The 21158-nt window shown below is 59.9% G+C and carries 20 protein-coding genes; 8 read left to right on the forward strand and 12 right to left on the reverse strand.

The genetic code is table 11. The features are described from left to right. The first annotated feature begins 47 nt into the window (after positions 1-47). Positions 48-581 (forward strand): GcrA family cell cycle regulator, encoded by a 534-nt coding sequence (locus tag WA367_RS05460; RefSeq protein ID WP_336055773.1) that lies wholly within the window; start codon positions 48-50, stop codon positions 579-581. Positions 582-732: 151 nt separating this feature from the next. On the opposite strand, the gene phoU is transcribed toward WA367_RS05460, so the two are convergent. Both phoU and phoR read right to left on the reverse strand, forming a co-directional pair. Further along, positions 733-1461, reverse strand: a complete 729-nt coding sequence (gene phoU / locus WA367_RS05465; protein ID WP_336055774.1) for a phosphate signaling complex protein PhoU — start codon at positions 1459-1461, stop codon at positions 733-735. Positions 1462-1586: 125 nt separating this feature from the next. Continuing rightward, the gene (gene phoR / locus WA367_RS05470; protein WP_336055775.1) at positions 1587-2846 is read right to left on the reverse strand and encodes a phosphate regulon sensor histidine kinase PhoR; all 1260 of its coding nucleotides are present in this window, start codon (positions 2844-2846) and stop codon (positions 1587-1589) included. A 110-nt stretch (positions 2847-2956) separates the two neighbouring features. On the opposite strand from phoR, the gene ppk2 reads away from it, so the two are divergent. Next, the gene (gene ppk2, locus WA367_RS05475; RefSeq protein WP_336055776.1) at positions 2957-3847 is read left to right on the forward strand and encodes a polyphosphate kinase 2; all 891 of its coding nucleotides are present in this window, start codon (positions 2957-2959) and stop codon (positions 3845-3847) included. On the opposite strand, the gene WA367_RS05480 is transcribed toward ppk2, so the two are convergent. After that, on the reverse strand, positions 3769-5637 hold the full coding sequence (locus tag WA367_RS05480; RefSeq protein WP_336055777.1) for a glycosyltransferase family 2 protein: 1869 nt from the start codon (positions 5635-5637) through the stop codon (positions 3769-3771). The two genes, ppk2 and WA367_RS05480, sit on opposite strands and share 79 nt — an antisense overlap. A gap of 438 nt (positions 5638-6075) precedes the next feature. Here WA367_RS05480 and WA367_RS05485 point away from each other — a divergent pair, with 438 nt between their 5' ends. Then, positions 6076-6903, forward strand: coding sequence for a transporter substrate-binding domain-containing protein (locus tag WA367_RS05485; protein WP_336055778.1), 828 nt, complete (start codon positions 6076-6078; stop codon positions 6901-6903). 4 nt (positions 6904-6907) lie between these two features. Here the strand turns inward: WA367_RS05485 and WA367_RS05490 are convergent, their stop codons facing one another. Together WA367_RS05490 and WA367_RS05495 are read right to left on the reverse strand one after the other, a co-directional pair. Next, positions 6908-7738, reverse strand: a complete 831-nt coding sequence (locus tag WA367_RS05490; RefSeq protein ID WP_336055779.1) for a sterol desaturase family protein — start codon at positions 7736-7738, stop codon at positions 6908-6910. A gap of 56 nt (positions 7739-7794) precedes the next feature. Continuing rightward, the gene (locus WA367_RS05495; protein ID WP_336055780.1) at positions 7795-8211 is read right to left on the reverse strand and encodes a tellurite resistance TerB family protein; all 417 of its coding nucleotides are present in this window, start codon (positions 8209-8211) and stop codon (positions 7795-7797) included. A gap of 142 nt (positions 8212-8353) precedes the next feature. Here WA367_RS05495 and WA367_RS05500 point away from each other — a divergent pair, with 142 nt between their 5' ends. Beyond that, the gene (locus WA367_RS05500; protein ID WP_336055781.1) at positions 8354-10006 is read left to right on the forward strand and encodes a lysine--tRNA ligase; all 1653 of its coding nucleotides are present in this window, start codon (positions 8354-8356) and stop codon (positions 10004-10006) included. A gap of 35 nt (positions 10007-10041) precedes the next feature. Here the strand turns inward: WA367_RS05500 and WA367_RS05505 are convergent, their stop codons facing one another. From WA367_RS05505 to WA367_RS05515, 3 genes are all read right to left on the reverse strand, one after another. After that, positions 10042-10653, reverse strand: coding sequence for a thermonuclease family protein (locus WA367_RS05505; protein ID WP_336055782.1), 612 nt, complete (start codon positions 10651-10653; stop codon positions 10042-10044). After that, entirely contained in the window at positions 10620-11273 is a 654-nt protein-coding gene (locus tag WA367_RS05510) for a S24 family peptidase (RefSeq protein WP_336055783.1), read from the reverse strand. The genes WA367_RS05505 and WA367_RS05510 overlap by 34 nt, the downstream gene beginning before the upstream one ends. A 104-nt stretch (positions 11274-11377) precedes the next feature. Then, complete coding sequence (locus WA367_RS05515) at positions 11378-11995, reverse strand: 2-hydroxychromene-2-carboxylate isomerase (protein ID WP_336055784.1); 618 nt, start codon at positions 11993-11995, stop codon at positions 11378-11380. Positions 11996-12199: 204 nt separating this feature from the next. On the opposite strand from WA367_RS05515, the gene WA367_RS05520 reads away from it, so the two are divergent. Continuing rightward, entirely contained in the window at positions 12200-12463 is a 264-nt protein-coding gene (locus WA367_RS05520; protein ID WP_336055785.1) for a DUF6460 domain-containing protein, read from the forward strand. Positions 12464-12588: 125 nt separating this feature from the next. Next, positions 12589-13890 (forward strand): MATE family efflux transporter, encoded by a 1302-nt coding sequence (locus WA367_RS05525; protein ID WP_336055786.1) that lies wholly within the window; start codon positions 12589-12591, stop codon positions 13888-13890. A gap of 3 nt (positions 13891-13893) precedes the next feature. Here the strand turns inward: WA367_RS05525 and WA367_RS05530 are convergent, their stop codons facing one another. Next, a complete protein-coding gene (locus WA367_RS05530) occupies positions 13894-14988 on the reverse strand; it encodes a quinone-dependent dihydroorotate dehydrogenase (RefSeq protein WP_336055787.1) in 1095 nt (364 codons plus the stop codon). Further along, entirely contained in the window at positions 14985-15332 is a 348-nt protein-coding gene (locus WA367_RS05535; RefSeq protein WP_336055788.1) for a DUF952 domain-containing protein, read from the reverse strand. Before WA367_RS05535 ends, WA367_RS05530 begins: the two co-directional genes overlap by 4 nt. A 113-nt stretch (positions 15333-15445) precedes the next feature. Here WA367_RS05535 and WA367_RS05540 point away from each other — a divergent pair, with 113 nt between their 5' ends. Continuing rightward, complete coding sequence (locus tag WA367_RS05540) at positions 15446-15898, forward strand: hypothetical protein (RefSeq protein WP_336055789.1); 453 nt, start codon at positions 15446-15448, stop codon at positions 15896-15898. A gap of 10 nt (positions 15899-15908) precedes the next feature. Here the strand turns inward: WA367_RS05540 and WA367_RS05545 are convergent, their stop codons facing one another. Then, positions 15909-16742, reverse strand: a complete 834-nt coding sequence (locus tag WA367_RS05545; protein ID WP_336055790.1) for a thioesterase family protein — start codon at positions 16740-16742, stop codon at positions 15909-15911. Between the two features lie 200 nt (positions 16743-16942). Between WA367_RS05545 and WA367_RS05550 the strand changes: the two genes are divergently transcribed. After that, on the forward strand, positions 16943-17599 hold the full coding sequence (locus WA367_RS05550; RefSeq protein WP_336055791.1) for a response regulator transcription factor: 657 nt from the start codon (positions 16943-16945) through the stop codon (positions 17597-17599). 3 nt (positions 17600-17602) lie between these two features. Here the strand turns inward: WA367_RS05550 and WA367_RS05555 are convergent, their stop codons facing one another. Further along, complete coding sequence (locus tag WA367_RS05555) at positions 17603-21085, reverse strand: hybrid sensor histidine kinase/response regulator (protein WP_336055792.1); 3483 nt, start codon at positions 21083-21085, stop codon at positions 17603-17605. Positions 21086-21158 lie beyond the last annotated feature (73 nt).

Consider the following 21158-nt stretch of genomic DNA (forward strand, 5'->3'; position numbering starts at 1 on the left):
GTGGGAGCCTGGAGGGATTCCGTACGCCTGAAAAGGAGCGTGTCCCGATGAACTGGACAGACGAACGCGTCGAAATGCTGAAGAAGCTATGGGCTGAGGGGCTGAGCGCCAGCCAGATCGCAGCTCAGCTGGGCGGCGTGAGCCGGAACGCCGTCATCGGCAAGGTGCACCGCCTCAAGCTTTCCAGCCGTGGACGCGCCACCAGCAACAATGCCCGCCAGAAAAAGGCACCGGCAGCAGCCGCTTCCACAGCAAGCGCGAGCCGCAGCAGCCGTTCGACCACGCGGACCCAGAGCCGCACCGTGACCACCACGGTAGGTGCAACCGCGCTGCAGGTTGAATTCCAGGAAGATGCCATCGCCTATCAGGACACCCGTCCTGTCGAGGACGTGGTCATTCCGATGTCGCGTAAGCTGAAGCTCGTTCAGCTCAGTGAACGCACCTGCAAATGGCCCAATGGCGATCCGCTTTCCGAAGACTTCAACTTCTGCGGCAATGATACCGGCGAAAACGGTCCCTATTGCTGCTACCACTCCAAGCTGGCTTACCAGCCCGCTTCCGAACGCCGCCGCGCGCGCTGACAGTGGAAAGTACAGGCAGGCATGATGTGCCTGCCTCATGTGGGGCCGGTAGCGGCCCCGCCGGAGCAGAGTGGCTCCAAGGGCTGTGATGACGAGGTTCTCGTCCCGGCGAACAAGCTTGTCCTCGTGAAAAAAATGGCAGCCCGACGTGTCAGGCGGACTGGCCGTCGTCAGTCGGCGCCGTCACCTTGTGGCTGAGATCGACCTTCGGCCGCTCCGGTGCAAGCTGGGTGCCCGTGATGATGTGGTGCACGGTCTCGGCGATATTGGTGGCGTGGTCGCCGATGCGTTCGATGTTCTTGGCGCAGAACAGGAGATGCGTACAGGCCGTGATGTTGCGTGGATCTTCCATCATGTAGACGAGAAGCTCGCGGAAGAGCGATGTGTACATGGCATCGATCTCTTCATCGCGGTCGCGGACCGAGCCGATCTTATCTGCCGAGCGCGATGCATAGGCGTCGAGAACGTCCTTCAACTGCGTCAGCGCAAGGTCCGAGAGGGAAGAGAGGCCGCGAAACAGGCGCATCGGCTGCCGGCTCTCCGTCACTGCCACCACGCGTTTCGCTATGTTTTTGCCAAGATCGCCAATGCGTTCCAGGTCCGATGCGATGCGTATGGCGCCGACGATCTCGCGCAGATCACCTGCCATGGGCTGGCGCTTTGCGATGACCACAACGGCTTTCTCGCCGATTTCACGTTCGCGAAGATCGAGATATTCGTCATCGGCCACCACCTTGCGAGCCAGATCCACGTCACCTCCGACAAGAGCGGAAACAGCCTCCGCCACCATGCGCTCGGAATAGCCACCCATGGCGCCGATCTGGTTGGTCAGATAGCGCAGTTCCTCGTCAAAGGAGCGCATGATGTGCTGGCTCGTCATAGGTCGGGTCACTCCCTGGTGGCTTGGGCAGCTCGTTTCGCGAAAGAAGACGAATACGCGATCTTAATGACGGTTAAAAGAAACCTGCATCTGAGCTTTCGCGAATGCCTATGTGTATAGTTGTATCACTTTTCGCCTCCGGGAAAGCTGACGGTGAAACTCGATCCTTCACCCACCTTGGAGCGGATGGACAGACGCGCGTCATGCCGTGACAGGATATGCTTGACGATGGCCAGTCCCAGTCCGGTTCCCTTCTGCGCACGGCTGGTTTCCACATCCACGCGATAGAAGCGCTCGGTCAGGCGGGGAATATGCTCCTGCGGAATGCCGGGACCGAAATCGCGCACAGTGATGCTGCACCCGGCACCGTGGCCAAATGCCTGACCTTTGACAATGACGCGCTCGCCATCCGAGCCGTATTTGCAGGCATTCTCGATCAGGTTCTGGAAAACCTGCACCAGCTCGTCCTTGTTGCCGCTGATGCGCAGCGGATCCTGCGGCATGTCGAGTTCGATCGTCACATTGTTTTCCGCGGCGATGTGGTTCAGCGAATCCACCACACCGGAGACGAGGCGATTGAGTTCAACCTGTTCGGACGGTTTGGAGAATGGCTTCATCTCCAGGCGCGAAAGTGAGAGCAGGTCATCGATCAGCCGCGCCATGCGGCTGGTCTGCTCATGCATGATGGACAGGAAGTGATCGCGTGCTTTCGCGTCTTCCCGCGCCGGTCCGCGCAGTGTTTCGATGAAGCCTGAGACCGAAGCAAGCGGCGTTCGCAGCTCATGGCTTGCATTGGCGATGAAGTCGGAGCGCATCTTCTCGATGCGGCGCGTCTCGCTCTGGTCGCGAAAGAGCAAAATAAAAAGCCCTGTGCCTTCTCCGATGGGCGCGGCATGGATGCGGTAGGCGCGCTCTACGGGAACACGCTCAAGGTAATCGAGCCGTTGCGGCTGATTGCTCGACACCAGGCGATCCAGCAATTCCTGCACTTCCGGCGCGCGGAATTTCAACTGCAGCGAAGCCCCCATTGCTACCGAGCCGAAGGCTTCCTGCGCCGCGTCGTTTGCGAAGGCAACCTCGCGCGCTTCATTCACGATGTAGAGGGGATCGTACACCGCTGCGCCCAACTGCGGTGCGGTCAGGCGGTCGATGGCCTGTTTGGGCTTTTCTTCCAGCTCCGCCTTCACCTCGCGTTTGGCTTCGGCATTGGCAAGCCACAGGCCCACCAGAAACGCACAGGCCGCCCCAAGCGCGACCAGACCGTTGCCGCCATGAAAGAGATCGACACCGATCAGCGTGATGAGCGCCAGAGCCGCCGCCACGGGCAGGCGGACACCGGGGGCGGTGTCGCCCAGAACCGTTTTCTTCTCTTCAGTCTTCTTCATCGGACAGCTTTTTTCGCGCTCTGGACGTTTAGGAACCCACTCAATAGCATGCGCCAGGGGTCGAGTGGCAATTCGGGTGCCTGCTGTTAGCTGCAAGAGGAAACGCTTTTATGAACGTGCCTTTGGATAAGGATCTGGCCGAGCCGGTAAAACTCAAGGTCGATGGGAAGGAGCGGGTTTTCGATATTGATGATCCGAAGCTTCCCGACTGGATCGAGGACAATGCCCTGACCGACGGCGGCTACCCTTACGAAGACCGGATGGGGAAGAAGAAATACGAAAAGCAACTGGAGGACCTGCAGCTGGAGCTGGTGAAGCTGCAAGCCTGGCAAAAGAAATCCGGCCACCGCATAATGGCTCTGTTCGAGGGACGCGATGCCGCTGGCAAGGGCGGCACCATCTCACGCATCCGCGCCTATATGAATCCGCGTACCGCGCGCAATGTGGCGTTGCCAAAGCCGAGCGAAACAGAAATGGGCCAGTGGTATTTCCAGCGCTATGTTGCTCATTTCCCGACCTCTGGCGAGTTCGTCACCTTTGACCGGTCCTGGTATAATCGCGGTGTGGTCGAGCCCGTCATGGGCTTCTGCACGCCCGACCAGCATGAGCGTTTCCTTGAGGAGGTCCCGAATTTCGAGGAGGCCATCGTCAATGACGGCATCAGCCTGTTCAAGTTCTGGCTCAATATAGGGCAGATCACCCAGCTTGAACGCTTCCACGACCGCCGGCACAGCCGATTGAAATACTGGAAATTTTCGCCCATCGACATCCAGGGCATGTTCAAGTGGGATGATTACACTCGCTATCGCGATATCATGCTCGAGCGCACCCACACCGCCCATGCGCCCTGGACCATCGTGAAGGCGAACGACAAGCGTCGTGCGCGCATCGCGGTCATCCGCCGTATCCTTCTTTCCATCGATTATGACGGCCGCGACATGGACGGCATCGGCAAGGAAGACGACAAGATCATCGGCAATGGGCTCGACTTCTTGAAGTGAGTTCCCTTGTGCGGTTTGTGCGGTGTCTTCTCCCACAGGTGAGGGCGCCGACACAGCTGCCAGATCGCGCGCCAGGCCGCGACTGACATGATGAACCAGTAGCGCGGCGTGTTGATCGCGTGTCGCGCGAGGCTGATGCGCTTCTGGCGCGGCAGGGTCCACCAGCCAAGCGCGATGAATGCTGCATGCCCAAGCACCACATTCATGAGATCCAGGCCAAGCAGCACATATTGCTGACGGGTGAGTTCGCCGCCGCTCAGGTGAAAACCCGCCAGGAAAAGTGCCGTCAGCGTGAAAATGGCATAGGCAAGGGCCGAAACCAGCATGCCGGACACCATGATCTGCATCATGAGAAAACTGCCGAAACCCAATTCACGATAGAGCTCTCGCGGATTGCGCATATGGACGAGCCATGTCTGCGCCCAGCCCTTGAACCAACGTGTGCGCTGCGGCAGCCATGTCTTGAAGTCGGTTGGCGCGTCTTCAAGCGTCGGATAGGTCAGCGTTCCGCTGCGATAGCCAAACCGGCGCAGGCGCATACCCAGATCGGCATCTTCCGTGACATTATAAGGGTCCCAACCGCCAACCTCTTCAAGCGCGTCGCGCCGAAAGTGGTTTGAGGTGCCGCCCAGTGGCATCACATAGCCACGTCGCGCCAGCCACGGCAGAAGGCCGGAGAAGAGTGCCGAATATTCGAAGGCGAACATGGAGGATATCCAGCTGTCCGAGCCATTGCTGATCGAAAGCGGAGCCTGAAGGCAGGCAAGCCGGTCATCGCTCTTGTTGAATGTCTGCCAGGCTTCCATGAGCTGGAAGGGGTGTGGTCTGTCTTCGGCGTCGAATAGAACCACCAGATCTCCACGGCTTAAGGGTAGTGCATAAGAGAGTGCCTTGGGCTTCGTCCGAGGTCCGATATCCGGCACCTCGACAATCTCCACATGGGGGTGGAGCTGATGCGCACGCAGGGCCTCCAGCGTTTCATGATCATCCGCTTCGCAGACCAGCTTGATCTCCAGCTTCCCCCGCGGCCATACCAGCCGGTTGAGCGCCATCAGAAGCTGCGGGACGACATCGGCTTCGCGATATAGCGCAACAAGTACCGTATAGACCGGCAAATCCTCCGGGGTGTGAGATGACAGTTCAGGCTCCCGAACTGTCCTGCGCGCCTCCAGTCCGGCGAAGAAGCGCAAAAGGATGCAGGAGAAGAAGAAAGCCGACAGCATGATGTGAAGGCTCAGCAAGGTCGATGACGGCCAGAGAACCAAGCTTGAGGGTAATGCCACAGCAATGGCACCGATCAAGGCACCCTGCCAGGCATTGACCACGGTTCTTGCAGAAAATTTCGGCAGGCGATCATGAAGGGAGTTCACGGCAATGCGGGCGATTGCCTTGGCAGAGCGGGCTTTCATGGCACTGCGCAAGGCCGACGGCGGAATGATCCGCAATCTGTGGCGCAAGCGTTCATACCGCTCGAGAAAGCCTCGCATGCCGGTGAGGTCCAGCCCATGAGGTGCAATGAGGAGCACTGTGTTCCCCTCTCCATCATAGGCTGCCGCCTGACGCACGCCATCGGTCTGTTGAAGTGCCTCAAGGCACCCATCCTCCTGGAGGATGAGATTGTGCGGCTTGATTGAGGGTTCGAAGCCAAGACCCAGCCAGCGTGCGAGCGCGCGGAACAGTTGGTCTTCGTATACACGCCCCGAGGCAAGCAGTTCGGCCTGAAAGGTAAGCCCGGACATCCGCGCGCGTGCCTCTATGGCCAAAGCCTCACCATGTTCGATCCCCAGCATATCGAGGACCGGCTGCCACTCTTGTGCGGGGCTCGGTCGATAGTTGCGTTTGTGTCTGCCTCGGCGGATCGTTGCAGGAGGGACGTGTAGACGCAAAGGATTACCTGCGCCCGGAATGAACCGTTCGATGAACATGAAGCCAGTCCAATCAGCTTGAGCGGGACGAAGCCCGAATGGCGGTAAGCTTTTGGCTAAAATTGTCTGTGCTGAAGAGGTTCTCGCGGGCGTCCCGTATCCTGCCGCAGATCGACGATCGCTCTTGGTTCAGTACGCATGCCTACCCCCAAACACCATACAACCCCGGCAGATAGGAACTGCCGACAACTACAATGTGCATAAATATATAGTGAGTCAATGCTCGCGTGTATTTTCTGCCTGCAGCTTTCTCTGGCTGGCACCTTGCGTTATGAGCAGGGAGATTTTGCGAAGAGGTTTTGCTTGCGCACCCTTACCCTGTTGCTGCTTCTGGTTACGCTGGTGGTGCCACTGACCGCACGCGCTGACGACGTGAACATTCCGCGCGTCTGGGACCAGCGTCAGCGCCTGGCAAAACCCGACACGAACAACATTCGCAGACTGCGCTTCCTCACGACGACCGATTTCTTCCCCTTCAACTTTCTGGACCAGGAAGGGCGGCTGACGGGATTTCATGTCGACCTGGCACGTGCGCTTTGCGAAGTGCTGGACATGGAGAACCGGTGCCAGATCCAGGCACTGCCATGGGATGAGCTCCGCCCCGCACTGGCCGACGGGGAAGGGGAGGCTATCCTGGCGGGCGTGGCGATTACCGCCCAGAGCCGCACTGAGCTCCTGTTCTCAAGACCCTATCTGAGCTTTCCCGCCCGCTTTGTCGGGCGATCCGGCGAACCGTTCGAGCCCGGCGGCAGGGCAGAAGGCCGCGTCGGCGTCATTGCAGGATCTGCTCACGAGCGGATGCTCAGAAGCTGGTTTCCCCGGATGCAGCCCGTGACCTATAGCCGTGACAGCTGGCTGATGGGCGATCTGCAGAAGGGTGTATTGGATGCTGTATTCGGTGACGGCATGCGGCTTTCCTTCTGGCTGGCCGATCAACCGGACGATGCGTGCTGCGCATTTGTTGGCGAGAGCTATTTCGCGCCGGAATTTCTGGGCCACGGCCTCGCCATAGCGCTACCGCCAGATGCGCATGAACTCAAGGCGGCCCTTGACCATGCTCTCCAGACGATCGAGGCCAATGGCCGCTTCGAAGAGCTCTATCTGCGTTATTTCCCCGTGGGCTTCTATTGAGCGTTCAGCCTGAGCGGCGTCGGTAAAGCTTGCGGAAGGGAAGGGCGAGGCACCAGATGAGCCCGCTTGCGACCGCGCCGCGATATTCCTTGAGCCCGATCTCCATAGCCTGATGCCCGGCGGCCGGCTGGGCGAGATAGGTGCGGAAGATACGATCCCAGAAAGAGAAGTTGAAACCGTAATTCGTGTCGGTTTCCTCTGGCGTCGAGGAATGATGCACCCGGTGCATGTCAGGCGTTACGATAAATCGACGCAGCACGCGATCCAGCGGTCGCGGCAGGTCCACATTGGAGTGATTGAACATCGAGGTGCCGTTCAGGACGATTTCGAAAATCAGAACGGAGAGCACCGGCGCACCAAGCGCAATGACCACAAGCGCCTTCCAGAGCATTGAGACGAGGATCTCGACCGGGTGAAAGCGCAGGCCCGTAGTCACGTCAAATCCGGTATCGGCATGGTGCATGCGGTGAAACCGCCAGAACAGCGGGATCTTGTGGCTGGCCAGATGTTCCAGCCAGATCGCGAAATCCAGTATCACGAACGAAATGATGCCGGCGGCGAGCGCAGGCAGGGGAAGCATGTTGAACAAACCGATGCCCCGCGTCTCCGCGGCCAATGCCGCACCCACGGCCGCCGCGGGAAACACCACCCGCAGGATGATTGACGAGATGAGAAGGACGGAAAGGTTGGTGAACCAGCGGCGCGTCTTGAGCGCGCCAATCATCTCGTCGCGCTCGAGACGGGGCGACCAGAGCTCGAAAGCGGCCATGGCCGTGAAGATCGCGATGAAGGCGCCAAGCCGGATACCGGCTTCCGATGTGAGGAAATCAATCATGCGTCTTTCATCCCCGACCGGTCGCTCTCAAGCCAGTCACATGCTGGTGAGACACGTCACACGGGGCGACGATGGCGTGCCTGTGCTGCCCGTTCGATGGCCGCGGCGATCAGTGGATCGAGGCGCAGGCGGTTTCGGATAAGCTGCAGCATGCGCTTCTCTTCGCGCTCGACATGCAGGTCGGCGGCCGCAACCTCCACCGCCAGCGCATAGGCTGTGTCGTAGAGCGATGCCGGCACCACGTCGCGCACTTCGTTGAGAATGCTGTCGAGGCCGTCATCATTCTGCAGGATCTGCTGACATTCCCCCGCCACTTCGATGATGCGGTCCTGATCGAAGTCAGCGAAGACCGGCAATGTCTGGATCATCTGACCGATGCGCGAGAGTTCTGCATCGGTCATGTTGCGGTCGCTGGCTGACACGACGACCATCAGGTGAATGAGGGCCTCGTGCAGGCTCGGGCGTTGAAGCATCTGAAATCCTCTGTTGTGCAAATGCAAGGTAGGAACGGGCAGCACGGACCGCAATGAAAAAACGCAGAGTCGATTGACCTCTCCCCGCGGCAAGCTTAAGCCCACAGCCGTTGGATTTTTCCTACCCGAATGGACATGAGAAATGACGATTGACGCATCGACGCTGAACCTCGCGCCCGAACTTCTGGACGCGGCGGAGAAAGGCAAAGCCTGGCCCTTCGAGGAAGCGCGCAAAATCGTCAAACGTTACGAGGGCCGCGACTTTCCCGACGTCGTCCTGTTCGAGACGGGATACGGCCCCTCGGGCCTCCCGCATATCGGTACTTTTGGCGAGGTCGCGCGCACGACCATGGTACGCCATGCCTTTCACATTCTCACCGAAGGCAAGGTGAAGACCCGGCTCCTGTGCTTCTCCGATGACATGGATGGCATGCGCAAGATCCCGGACAATGTGCCGGACCCGGAAGCGCTCAAGCCCCATCTGCACAAGCCGCTGACCGCCGTGCCGAACCCGTTTGGCAGCGAGCATAAGAGCTTTGGCGATCATAACAACGCCATGCTGCGCCGCTTCCTCGACACCTTCGGCTTCGAATACGATTTTGCCAGCGCCACCGACTATTACAAATCCGGCAAGTTCGACGACGCGCTGTTGAACGCGGCGGAAAAGTATGACGCGATCATGGCGGCCATGCTGCCGACGCTGGGTGAAGAGCGCCAGGCGACCTATAGCCCGTTCCTTCCCATCCACCCCGAAACTGGCCGTGTACTTTATGTCCCGATGAAGAATGTGGACGCCAAGGCCGGCACGATCACTTTCGATGACGAGGACGGTAAGGAGATCACGCTGCCGATCACCGGCGGAAATGTGAAGATGCAGTGGAAGCCGGATTTCGGCATGCGCTGGGCAGCCCTCGGCGTTGATTTCGAGATGTTTGGCAAGGACCACGGCCCCAACGCCGCGCTCTATGACCGCATTTGCGTGATCCTTGGTGGCAAGGCGCCCGAGCACTTCATCTACGAGCTGTTCCTGGACGACAAGGGGCAGAAGATCTCCAAGTCGAAGGGCAACGGCCTGACGATCGATGAGTGGCTCACCTACGCTCCGACCGAAAGTCTCGCGCTCTATATGTTCCAGAAGCCGCGGACGGCGAAAAAGCTTTACTTCGACGTGATCCCGCGCGCGGTGGACGAGTATTACGCCCATCTTGCCGCCTATCAGCGGCAGGACTGGTCCCAGCGCCTCAACAACCCTGTCTGGCACATCCACAGCGGCAATCCGCCGGAGAAGGACCTGCCGGTGCCGTTCTCGCTGCTGCTCAATCTGGCAACCGCCTCCAACCCCGAGAACCCGGATGTCATGTGGGGCTTCATCTCCAACTATGCCCCTGGCGTGACGCCACAGACGCATCCACATCTCGACCAGCTTGTCGGTTACGCGATCCAGTATTTCCGCGACTTCGTGAAGAAGGACTATCGCGCGCCCGATGATGTGGAACGCGATGCACTTGAGAAGCTGTCGGAAGCTTTGGGGAGCCTGCCCGCAGATGCCGATGGCGAGGCAATCCAGAACGCGGCTCTCGATGTGGCGCGCGATATCGAACGTTACCAGGACCACAAGAAGAAGAGCCCGACCGGCGGTCCGGGCGTTTCGGTGGCGTTTTTCCAGATGATCTATCAGGTGCTTCTGGGGCAGGAGCGTGGACCACGCTTCGGCTCCTTTGTCGCCCTATACGGCATCGGCAAGACGCGCGAACTGATCGCATCCGCGCTGCAGGGCGAGCTCGTCGCCGAGTAGCGAAATCCCGTTGGGCCGGGGCACCTGCTCTGGCCCTAGTCGGGTCCCTGACCATGGATGCCGCGCCTTAAAGAACGTGCATCCTTCTCCACCGCTTCATAAGGGCTGCCGGGCGCAGCGCGTGCCCACCCATGCCGAACCAGCCATTCCGCGGGATCGGTATCGCCCACCAGACAACGAGCCGTGCGCTCCGCCGCATCTCCGGCTTCGTTCTCGTCCAGCTCGCAATCAAGCGCACGTCCGCGCAACCACATGCGAAACGCGGTGCGCGCATGGCGCCCGCACGGCCAGGCGCCTCCGGGTCCGTCACAGATCGCCTCCGGTGAAACCACCCTTATGCCTGAAAGCGCGAACTCCTGATCCTGCGCGCGGATATGGCCTGCTGCGGTCGCGACAGGCTTGAAGAAGCGTTGTTGACGTTCGACCGGCTTTGGTTCCGGTTCATGCGCCAGTGGGCTCAGGGGTGGGCGCGGCTCAACCCGTTCGAGCTCATGGGGTGCAACAGGTGGAGGAGCGGCTACGGATGGATCGATGATACGAACGCGTTTTTCCTGCGCGACTGCGAGAGGCGGTGCAGGAATGCCCGCCAGAATGGCTGCCAGAACGAGCAGTCTTACTGGCTTGCCCAGACGATCCTTGCGATCCATTCAACCTCCGAGCGCTTGAACACCCGGTTCGGGTGTTCAGCATTGATGGAGTGCAGCTCGATTTCACGGCTTGTCTGACGCATCAGAACCTTGGCCATAACCTCCCCGTCAAGCGTCTTGACCACAACGCGATCACCCTTGTGAATGGTGGCTTCCGGTTCCACGATGAGTGTGTCGCCATCGCGATAAAGCGGCAGCATGGAATCGCCCTGCACCTGCAGCGCATAAGCACCCCGACGCAAATTCTGGACGGGAAGCTCCACATGTTCCCAGCCTTCACCGGCAGGAAAACCGGCATCATCGAAAAAGCCGCCGGCTCCCGCTTGCGCGAAGCCGATCAGTGGCACGGATGCTGCCGGCATGGGATACTGTCCAGGACCCTCACAGGGCGCGCCTTTGACGAGTGCAATGAAATCATCGAGCGATGCGCCGGTTGCCTGCATGACCTTTGCAAGAGACTCGGTCGATGGCCAGCGCGGTCTGCCATCGGCAGAGCAGCGCTTGGAGCGGTTGAAGGCAGTGGAATCCAGACCGGCTTTGCGCGCGAGGCCAGATGGCGAAAGAGCGTTGCGCGCTGCCAGCGCGTCGATGGCCGCCCAGACTTGCTCGTGCGAAAGCACGTCGTCCTCCCCTTGGCTGTCGACAGGAAAAAATGCCTGCCGAACTGTTCTAGACCCCTCCAGGCCCGCCTGTCCACCCTGCGCAAAACCGCAGCCAGAAGCGGTTAACCTGCGGTAAACGGAGCACGGCCTTTCGCCAGGGCATGGTCGAGATATTCGACGCGGTCCTGACCGAAAAAGGCTTCGCCATTGAGCACATAGGTTGGCACACCCACTGCATCGGCTGAGATGGCTTCGTTCGTGTTCTGCTCGCGTATTTCTGCGGCCTCGGGCTGGCGTGCAGCCTGGAGCACGGCTTCAGCGTCAAACCCTTCGCGCGCGAGATATTTCGCAAGCACCTGTTCGTCGGCGATATCCTCATCATTCGCCCACAGCGCGGCAAAGATGCGCTCCATATAGCTGAGCGGGTCGCCCCCCAATTGCTGCAGGGCGATGACAGACCGGTCGGCAAGTGCGGGATCGACCGGCCAATGCTTCGGCTTCACATTGATGGGCATGCCCCTGTAGTCCGCGATGCGCTGCAACTCGACCAGTCGCAGGCGCTGGCGCACGGGCGGGCGCTGCGCTGGCGGAAGCGCGCCGGAAACCTGCCAGATCCCGGGCAGGTTGACAGGCTTCACATTGATTTCCACGCCGTGCTTGCGCGCTACCGCACGCAAGGGCTGGTGCCCGAGATAGGAGAAGGGTGAGGCCGAGGTGAAATAATAATCGATCGCTGACATCGGGATAATCCGCGCTTAGTTCGCAATACACACTATCTGGAGTGTGCATTTCCGCAAGCCTTGTTCCCGTGTCGAAACAACGATCCAGATTTCGCTATAACGCCGGAATGGTGGAACCTGTGGCAGACGGCCCCAGTCCAAGGCTTCTTGCAGCCTGCCTTGAGAACGACTATCTGCACAAGCTGAGATCAGAAGGAAGAGACAATGTCGGCACTGACACGCTTTTTGGGCGACAGCCCCTTGCGGATATTGGTGAAGCTGCTTGTCGTCTCCTTCATCGTCGGTTTCATCATGAGCGTGTTCCACTGGTCGCCCTGGGATGTCTGGTACAGCCTGCGCGACATGGTTCTCCATGTCTGGAACATGGGCTTTGACGCACTCGGCAATCTTGCCGGTTACATCGTGCTTGGCGCGGTCATCGTGGTGCCGGCCTTCATCATATTGCGTATCCTGAGCTTCCGCCGATAGGGCTGGCCGCACCAAGAAACGCGGCTGTGCCCTTGCGGCTGCAGGCTGCGGCTGGCATTGCCTCTGCTTGAAGCAGTGCGGGGGCGATATTGGACGCAACAGGCCAGCCAGAGCAGAAGCATTTCATGGTGACGAACCGGCAGGTGCTGGCAATCGCCGTGCCGATGACGCTGGCCTATCTGACCACCCCTCTTCTTGGCCTTGTAGACACTGCCATTGTCGGTCAGTTCGGCGATGCTGCACTATTGGGCGGACTTGCGGCCGGTGCCATCGTTTTCGACGTGGTGTTCAACACGCTCAACTCGCTGCGTTCTGGGACCACCGGCCTCGTCGCACAGGCTTTCGGACGCGGAAACACGCGTGAGGAGCAGGCAACGCTGCTGCGCGCGCTCACCTTGGCCGTCACCGCAGGCCTGCTGCTGATCCTGGCTTCCCCTGCCATAGCTGCTGCTGGCGCATGGTTCATCTCGCCCGAAAAGGCGGTCGTGGATGCGATGCACATCTATATCGCAATCCGCATGCTGGCCGCTCCGATGACGCTGATCAATTTCACTTTGCTCGGCTATGTCTTGGGGCGTGGTGAAGGGACATTGGGCCTGGGTCTCCAGCTTCTTCTCAATGGCGCCAACATATCGCTGTCGCTATGGCTTGGCCTCCACCTTGGCTGGGGCATCGAAGGGGTTGCCTGGGGCACGGTGGGCGGAGAAAGCATTGCTGCCATTGTGGGACTGGCCATCGTGTCGCGACGCGTGAGGGGTGATCAGCGCCCGGCCCGCCGCGAGGTCTTTAATATCGGCTCGATCCTGCGCCTTCTGTCCCTCAATGGCGACATCATGGTGCGCTCCTTCACGCTGCTGGCCGCCTATGCGCTTTTCACCCGGCAGGGCGCGCAATATGGCACTGTGACCCTGGCCGCAAATGCGGTCCTTTTGAACTTCATCCTCTTCGCCGGCTATTTCCTGGACGGCTTCGCCACCGCAGCCGAACAGCTTGCGGGCCGGGCTGTCGGCGGGCGCAACAGACCGGCCTTTAGCCGCGTGCTGCTCCTCACTGGCATCTGGGGCTTTGCGCTTGCCATTGCTGCGACGGCACTCACCATCGCCTTCGGACAGGATCTCGTGCATCTGCTGACGACAGCTCCGCAAGTGCGCGCCCTGGCCCTGGAATATCTTCCCTATGCCGCCTTCGTCGCTATCAGTGGTGTGCTGGCTTTCCAGATGGACGGTGTCTTCATCGGTGCCACATGGTCGCGCGACATGCGCAACATGATGCTGCTGTCGCTCGGGCTTTATGTCGTCGCGCTGTTTGTTTTGGGAGAAGCCTTCGGCAATGCAGGCCTTTGGGCGGCCATGCATATCTGGCTGATCGTGCGCGGATTAAGTCTGGCAGCAATTCTGCCGCACCGCATGCGGCAGAATTTCGCTTGATGCTCAATCAGGCAGACGCTTGTCTGCCCAATTGTCGAGATGACTGTCCCTGAGCTCGGCCACATTGGGGACACCGGCCCTCGCCACGGCCTCGTCCAGACCTTTGACGATACGTGCTGGCAGGCTGGCACCTTCATAGATCATGCCGGTGTAGAGCTGCACCAGATCAGCGCCCGCCTTGATCTTCTCAAGCGCCGTTTCAGCACAATGGACACCGCCCACGCCGATGATCGGGAGTCTGGGCCCGACCAGACGGCGCATCCGCGCAAGCACGATCGTGGAGCGCTCGAACAGCGGTTCACCCGACATGCCGCCGGTCTCGCTGCTATTCGCACTTGCAAGACCCGAGCGCGACAGGGTGGTGTTCGATACGATCAGGCCGTCGATTCCGCTACCCGCCAGTTCAGTGGCAATGTCTTCCATCGCCTGCTCATCCAGATCAGGCGCGATCTTGAGGAAAAGCGGCGTGTGACCGGCGCCATTTTGAGCCGCTGCATCACGCGCGCTACAGACCCGTGAGAGCAGAAGGCCAAGGCTCTCCTTCCCCTGCAGATCGCGCAGGCCTGCGGTGTTTGGCGAGGAGATGTTGATCGTCAGATAGGAGGCAAGGCGGGCGAAGGCATGCACGCCTTGCTCATAGGCTGCAATGCGGTCGCTCGCATCCTTGTTGGTGCCGATATTGATGCCGACAATGCCGCCTCTGCCGGTGCGCCGCTCCAGCCGCGCTTTCGCCGCTTCAAGTCCCTCATTGTTGAAGCCGAGCCTATTAATCACGGCGCGGTCTTCGACAAGGCGGAAGATGCGTGGCTTGTCATTGCCCGCTTGCGGTCGTGGCGTAACCGTGCCGCATTCCACGAAGCCGAAGCCAAGCCGCAGCAATGCATCCGGCACCTGCGCATTCTTGTCGAAACCGGCTGCCATTCCGAGCGGGTTCGGGAATGCAAGCCCGGCGATCTCGGTGCGCAGGCGCGGCGTATCTCTTTTGGGCGCCGGAGGCGTCAGCCCCGTTTCCAGAGCCTTGATGGCAAGCCCATGGGCCTGTTCCGGGTCCAGCGAGAAGAGAAAGGGCCGGGTAATGCGATCGACAAGGCGTCTCATTTCAGCCCCTCCGGAAATTGATGCTGGCCGTCATCTCCAAGAGGCAGCGGCATGGTCTCGACAACGGCAGACAAGTCGAGCGGCGCGTAGAGATGCGGAAATTCCTTGCCGCCTCTGGAAACCTCGTATTTCAGGGCATCGCCCAGCCGTTCACCGTCCACGCTGATCAAAAGCAGGTCATCTTGTCCGGCAAAATGCTTGGCTGCGGTCTCGCGAACCTGCTCGGCGGTCGAGAAATGGATATAGCCATCCTGCAGATCGACGGGGGCGCCCTCAAAGACGCCTGATTTTTGTGCTTCAACCCACATCGCGCGCGGGCAAATCTTGTAAATGAAGTGTGCCATGCGCGCGCTATAATCGGAATATGACGGTGTGGAAAGCTTTCCCACCACCACTGAAGTTTCTGCACGGCGTGCGCGCACAGAAAATCAGCGCCACGCGCTCAAGGAGTTGCACCATGACGACTAAGACTAATGCTGCCCTTTGGGTGATGGCGGTTGCGGGCGGTGCCGCCATGTTCGGCCAGTTGCCAGCAAACGCGCAGGAAGAGCGTTTTCGCCTCGAGAGAACGGACGATGGGTATGTGAGGATGGACACCCGCACCGGTGAGATGAGCCTGTGCCGGGAGCAGGACGGACGGCTTACCTGCACGCCAACATCCGATACTGCAGAAGGGCCCTCGCTCCAAGATCGTCTGAATGACCTGGAAAAGCGGGTAGAGAAGCTTGAGGCCGAAGCCAGGCCGGGTGCAGGCCTTCCCAGCGAAGAAGAATTCGATCAGACCCTTGGCATGATGGAGCGCTTCTTCCAGCGTTTCATCGGCATTGTGAAAGATCTTGACGCGGAAAAGGAGACGCCTGATCCGGCACCAAGCGAACCGGAAGATGGTGAAGACCCATCACGCACCTGAGGCACATTGTTCAAGCTCGCGTAAGGTGCATGCGCGCCTGTTCGGGCAGCGCAATGGCCTTGCGGGTGGAAAGGTCGACGATCAACGCCACGACCTGTGCCGAGGCAACCGCGCGACCGCTCAGGACATCGACAATATCGTGATGCAGGGTGAGTGTCTTGCTGCCGGAGCCTGAAACGGTGGTGAATATCTGAAGCGCATCTCCGGCGCGTGCATGGCTGTGGCGGGAGATCTTCATCTCCACGGCAACCCGGCCCAGATTGCGTTCGCGCAGCCAGTCTGATGTCACGCCCGCCAGGGCCCAGCCATGTGGTGCCGCGTCCGAAATGCGCGCCACATATCCCTGTTCGCAGAGGCGCCCGTCACTTTCGCACTCACTGGCGCGAACGATCGAGCTGTTGGTACGCCCCCCCGCTGCCTTCAGGATCGCATCCGGCGTGCGGGGCTCCAGTTTGTCTGCGGGTGAACTGCGGGGAAGGGCAGCCGGTATGTTCTTCTCTTCAACGACGTGATCGGTCGGCGGATAGGGCGCCATGTCGATGGCTGAGGCGCATAGCTTGGCGGTTTCGGCATCGACAAGATAATGCACCAGCCGACCCTTCAGTGCGCCATCTGAAATTACCGCGGAGTGGACAAGCGTCGTCGCCCCCGCATGCAGTTCCGCATGGTAGCGCACATGCCGGTCCATGGGTGGACCAGCAACAGGCTTGCCGCCCAGTGCGAGCCGGAAAAACACCGCTGCCTCGTCGAAGCGCTTGAGGTAGAACTGCACATTCATATGCGCGTTCTCGTCACACTCCCATGTGTTTACGAAAGAGCGATGCGTTTCGATGCTGTTCTGCACGCCTCTTCCTCCTCTGACCACAGACAGGCTGACATCAAGCTGTCACGAAATCCAGTCCGTTGTGGGTCTGCACCGATCACGATCTTCTTCTGACCCTCGTTTGGCGGCTTGTATCTTGAAAAGATGCGGCCAGCCCGCATAATCGGAGGCGGTCTGCGGAAAGCGTCAAAAGCTGCGTCAGGCCACCGGGGAGGAATGATTTGACGGGTTACCGCTTTGTCGTCGCTGACGACCATCCGCTTTTCCGTGGCGCGTTGCAGCAGGCGCTCACGAGCTTCGACGCGCACTGTGAAATCCTTGAAGCCGAAGATTTCGAAGGCGTGAAGGCGTTGGTCGGCGAGGAAGAGAATATCGACCTTGTTCTGCTTGATCTGGCCATGCCAGGCGCAAGCGGTCTCTCCGGTCTGGTGGCGCTGCGAGGGCTCAATCCAGCAGTTCCGATCGTGGTAGTTTCCGCCTATGACGACCCTCAGACGATCCGCCGGGCTCTCGACCTTGGTGCTTCAGGTTTTATCTCCAAGTCCTCGCGCATGGACAGCATCAAGGATGCGGTGAAGACGGTGTTGGAGGGCGGACTTCATGCGCCTGACGACCTGGAATTGGGCGAGGAGGCCGATCCCGAAATATCCGACCTCATCCAGCGCATCCAGACACTCACGCCGCAACAGACCCGCGTTCTCGCCATGCTTGCCGAAGGCCTGCTGAACAAGCAGATCGCCTATGAGCTGAATGTCTCGGAAGCGACAGTGAAGGCGCATGTCTCGGCGGTTTTGCAAAAGCTGAATGTGGACAGCCGCACGCAGGCGGTCATCCTGCTTTCACGCATCGGCACCGAGCCACTGTCGGAGGATGTCTGACCTTCACTCGGCAGCTTGTGACGGGCGATAGCGCATCAGGAGCGCGCGCAGCGCCGCCGGTTTGACCGGCTTCTGCACGATCGCCACATCCATGGCCGTGGCCGCCTGCCTCACCTCGCGGCTGCGATCGGCGGTAATCAGAACCGCCGGCACATCCTCGTTCCACGCCTTGCGCAGCTTCGTGATTGCATCGAGGCCATTGCCCCGGTCGAGATGGTAGTCAGCGAAGAGGAAGTCCGGAGCCTCTGGATACTCACTCTCGTGGCCTTCCAGCCCCTTCATGGTCTGCACGCGGCAGCCCCAGCCTTCCAGCATCATACGCATGCCTTCAAGAATCTGCGTGTCGTTGTCGATGCACAGGATGTTCAGCCCTTCCAGCATGGCCTGGCGGACCGGTATCAGCGGCGGGCGTTCACGACCGGGGGTGAGGGCGCGCGTGCTGACGGGCAGGATCACGGAAAACCGCGTCCCGCTTCCCGGTTGCGATTGCAGCTGCAATTCGAGCCTTAATACGCGGGCGATCCGATCCACGATGGACAGGCCAAGTCCCAGCCCCTGCGCCTCGCGCATGCCGTCATCAAGCCGTGTGAATTCCCGGAACACTGTCTGAAGCTCTCCTTCGGCAATTCCGATGCCCGTGTCCCATATCTGAATTTCGACCAACCCGGCGCGCCTGCGCGCACCAACAAGAATGCGGCCGCTTCGCGTGTATTTCACCGCATTGGACACAAGGTTCTGCAGCAGGCGGCGCAGAAGATTGCGGTCGGTTGCGACGGTAAGGCTGCTTTCGACAATCGTCAGTTCCAGGCCCTTTTCTTCCGCCAGAGGCTGAAAGTCGGTTTCGATCTGGCGCAGAAGCTTGTCGAGTTGGAACACGGTTTCGCTCGGCTGCATCGCGCCGGTGTCGAGGCGCGAAATATCGAGCACGGCACCAAGGATCGTCTCGACCGAATCCAGTGAGGACTCTATGCGATCGATCAGCCCGCTCGTGTCTATATCCGCCACCTTCTCGCGCAGCGGCGCGCAATAAAGGCGGGCGGCATTGAGTGGCTGAAGAATGTCATGCCCAGCCCCGGCCAGGAAGCGTGTTTTGCTCAGATTTGCTTCTTCCGCCAGCATTTGCGCCTGCGCAAGCTCTTCATTGACCTTCATCAACTCTGCGGTTCGGCTGGCAACACGTTGCTCCAGTGTTTCATTGGCGCGCTTCAGCGCCGCATCTGCCTCCACGCGTGCGGTGATGTCCGTATAGGTCGCAACAATGCCCCCATCGGGCATGGGGTTGGAGCGGATCTCGAGGATGCGCCCGCTATTCTTCAGTTTGAGCTGCCAGGGGGATCGATTATCTGCCAACTGTTCCAGCGTGATGCTCTCCGCATCGCGCCCCAGGTCTCCGCGCTCGATCAGGTGGCTGACAATCTGCCCGAGCGATACGCCCACCTGTCCCATGCTGTCAGGCAGGCCGAAAAGCATCCGGAACTGGCGGTTCCAGCAGGTCAGGCGGAAGTCGCGGTCAAAGACGGTTATGCCTTCTTCCATCTGGTCGAGCGCGGTCTGCAATAGATCGCGATTGTGCTGCAGCGCCATGGAGGCATCATCCAGAAGCCGCATCGCGTCGCGCGTCGTGCCGTCATTGCGCTGCAGCAGCAGCGAGAGAATAAGCCGCGCAGAAGAGGAGCCGACGGCACTGGCCAGAAGCTGTTCGGAAAAGCGCACCAGCGAGATATCCGCAGGGCTGTTGCCGTTAAGCGTGACCCCTTGCTCTTCCTCGAAGGTCAGGAAGGACCGTTCGGTGCGCTCTACGCCAAGATAGCGCGAAATGGTATCTTTCAGGTCGTTCACGGTGACTGCGGTGCGGAAGCGCCGAAGGCTGGGCATGGGAGCAGCGTCGCGTGGCACGAAGAGCGAAGCCTGGATACGCTCGAGCGGCGAAGCTGCACGGGACAGCGACCCAAGGACGAAGAGCAGCGTGTTGACTGCAAGGCTCCACATCACACCGTGGTTGAGCGGTTCGGCGACCGTTCCAAACAGCCCTTGCGGCCTAAGCGCTTCGATCCCCCACGGACCGCTCACGATGATGCTTGTTCCCGCCGGTGCAAGTGAGGGGAAGAGCAGCGTGTAGCCCCAGACGAGGAAGCCTGCGCTCATGCCGAGAATCGCTCCGCGGGCATTGGCCCCGCGCCAGAAAAGACCGCCAAAAAAGGACGGCGCGAATTGTGCGATTGCCGCGAAAGAGATGAGGCCGATAGCAGCGAGCCGGGTGTTGTTGGTCGTCTCGCGATAATAGAGAAACGCCACGAACAGGATGATGAAGATGGCCGCCCTGCGGATATTCAGGATGATTGCCGACCAGTCCTCATTGTCCCGGCCATCGGAGTGCAGGAGGCGGCGCAGAAAGATTGGGATGACAAGGTCATTCGAGATCATGATCGACAGCGCCACACTGGCAACGATCACCATCGCCGTTGCAGCCGACAACCCGCCGACAAAGGCGATCATCGCCAGAAGATCGTGCCCCTGAAGCAGGGGGATGGCGAGCACGTAGAGGTCAGAATTGGTGCGGCTGCCCACCAGCGTTAGACCCGCAAATGCGATGGGAATGACGAAGATGTTGATCGTGACGAGATAGAGCGGGAAGAGCCAACTTGCCGTCTTCAGCTCCTCCGGACCCTTGTTTTCAACGATGGTCACATAGAACTGGCGCGGCAGCATGATGATCGCCGAGGCCGAAAGGGCCGTCATGACCAGCCATGTTGCAAGCGAAGTGGGTGAGGTGAAGGCTTGGGCGACCTGCGGTGTACGCGCCACCGTGTCCGCCAGATCCAGCGGGCCGCCGAAGAAGAAAAAGGTGATCGCAATACCGACCGCAAGAAAGGCCGCAAGCTTGACGATGGATTCCACCGCGACAGCAAGCACAAGGCCGTTCTGGTGCTCCGTCGCATCCGCATGACGGGTGCCGAACAGCACCGCAAACAATGCCAGCAAGAGCGCCACGATCAGTGACAGATCGCCTATGACCAAATCGGTCGTCGCATCCGTCCCGTTGTAATGCATCACCATCAGGCTGACGGAATCGGAGATCGCCTTGAGCTGCAGCGCGATATAGGGAATGGTGCCGAAGGTCGCGATGAGCGTGGCAACCGAGGCAACGACAAAACTCTTGCCGTAACGCGCGGCCAGAAAGTCGGCGATCGAGGTGATCTTCTCGCTTTTTGCCAGCCTGATGATGCGCTTGAGAAGCGCACCGCCGAACAGGAAAACCAGCACCGGGCCGATATAGATGGCGAGAAATTCGAATGCACGTTCGGATGCGAGGCCGACTGAACCGAAGAACGTCCAGGACGTGCAATAAATGGCCAGGCTCAAGGCGTAGATATAGGGTCGCGATGCAGGTGCCGCACGCGATGCCCGCCGATCGCCAAGGCTGGCGATGACGAACAGAAGCGTCACATAGGCGACAGCAACAATTGCTACGACCCAGCCTTGCAAGCGCTAACCTCCCCACTTTTCCTTGGAGGGAAGCACGGGGACCACGCTTGCGCAATAATTCCTTAAGCTAAGA

It is taken from the genome of Nitratireductor sp. CH_MIT9313-5 (assembly GCF_037029545.1).
Lineage (GTDB): Bacteria > Pseudomonadota > Alphaproteobacteria > Rhizobiales > Rhizobiaceae > Chelativorans.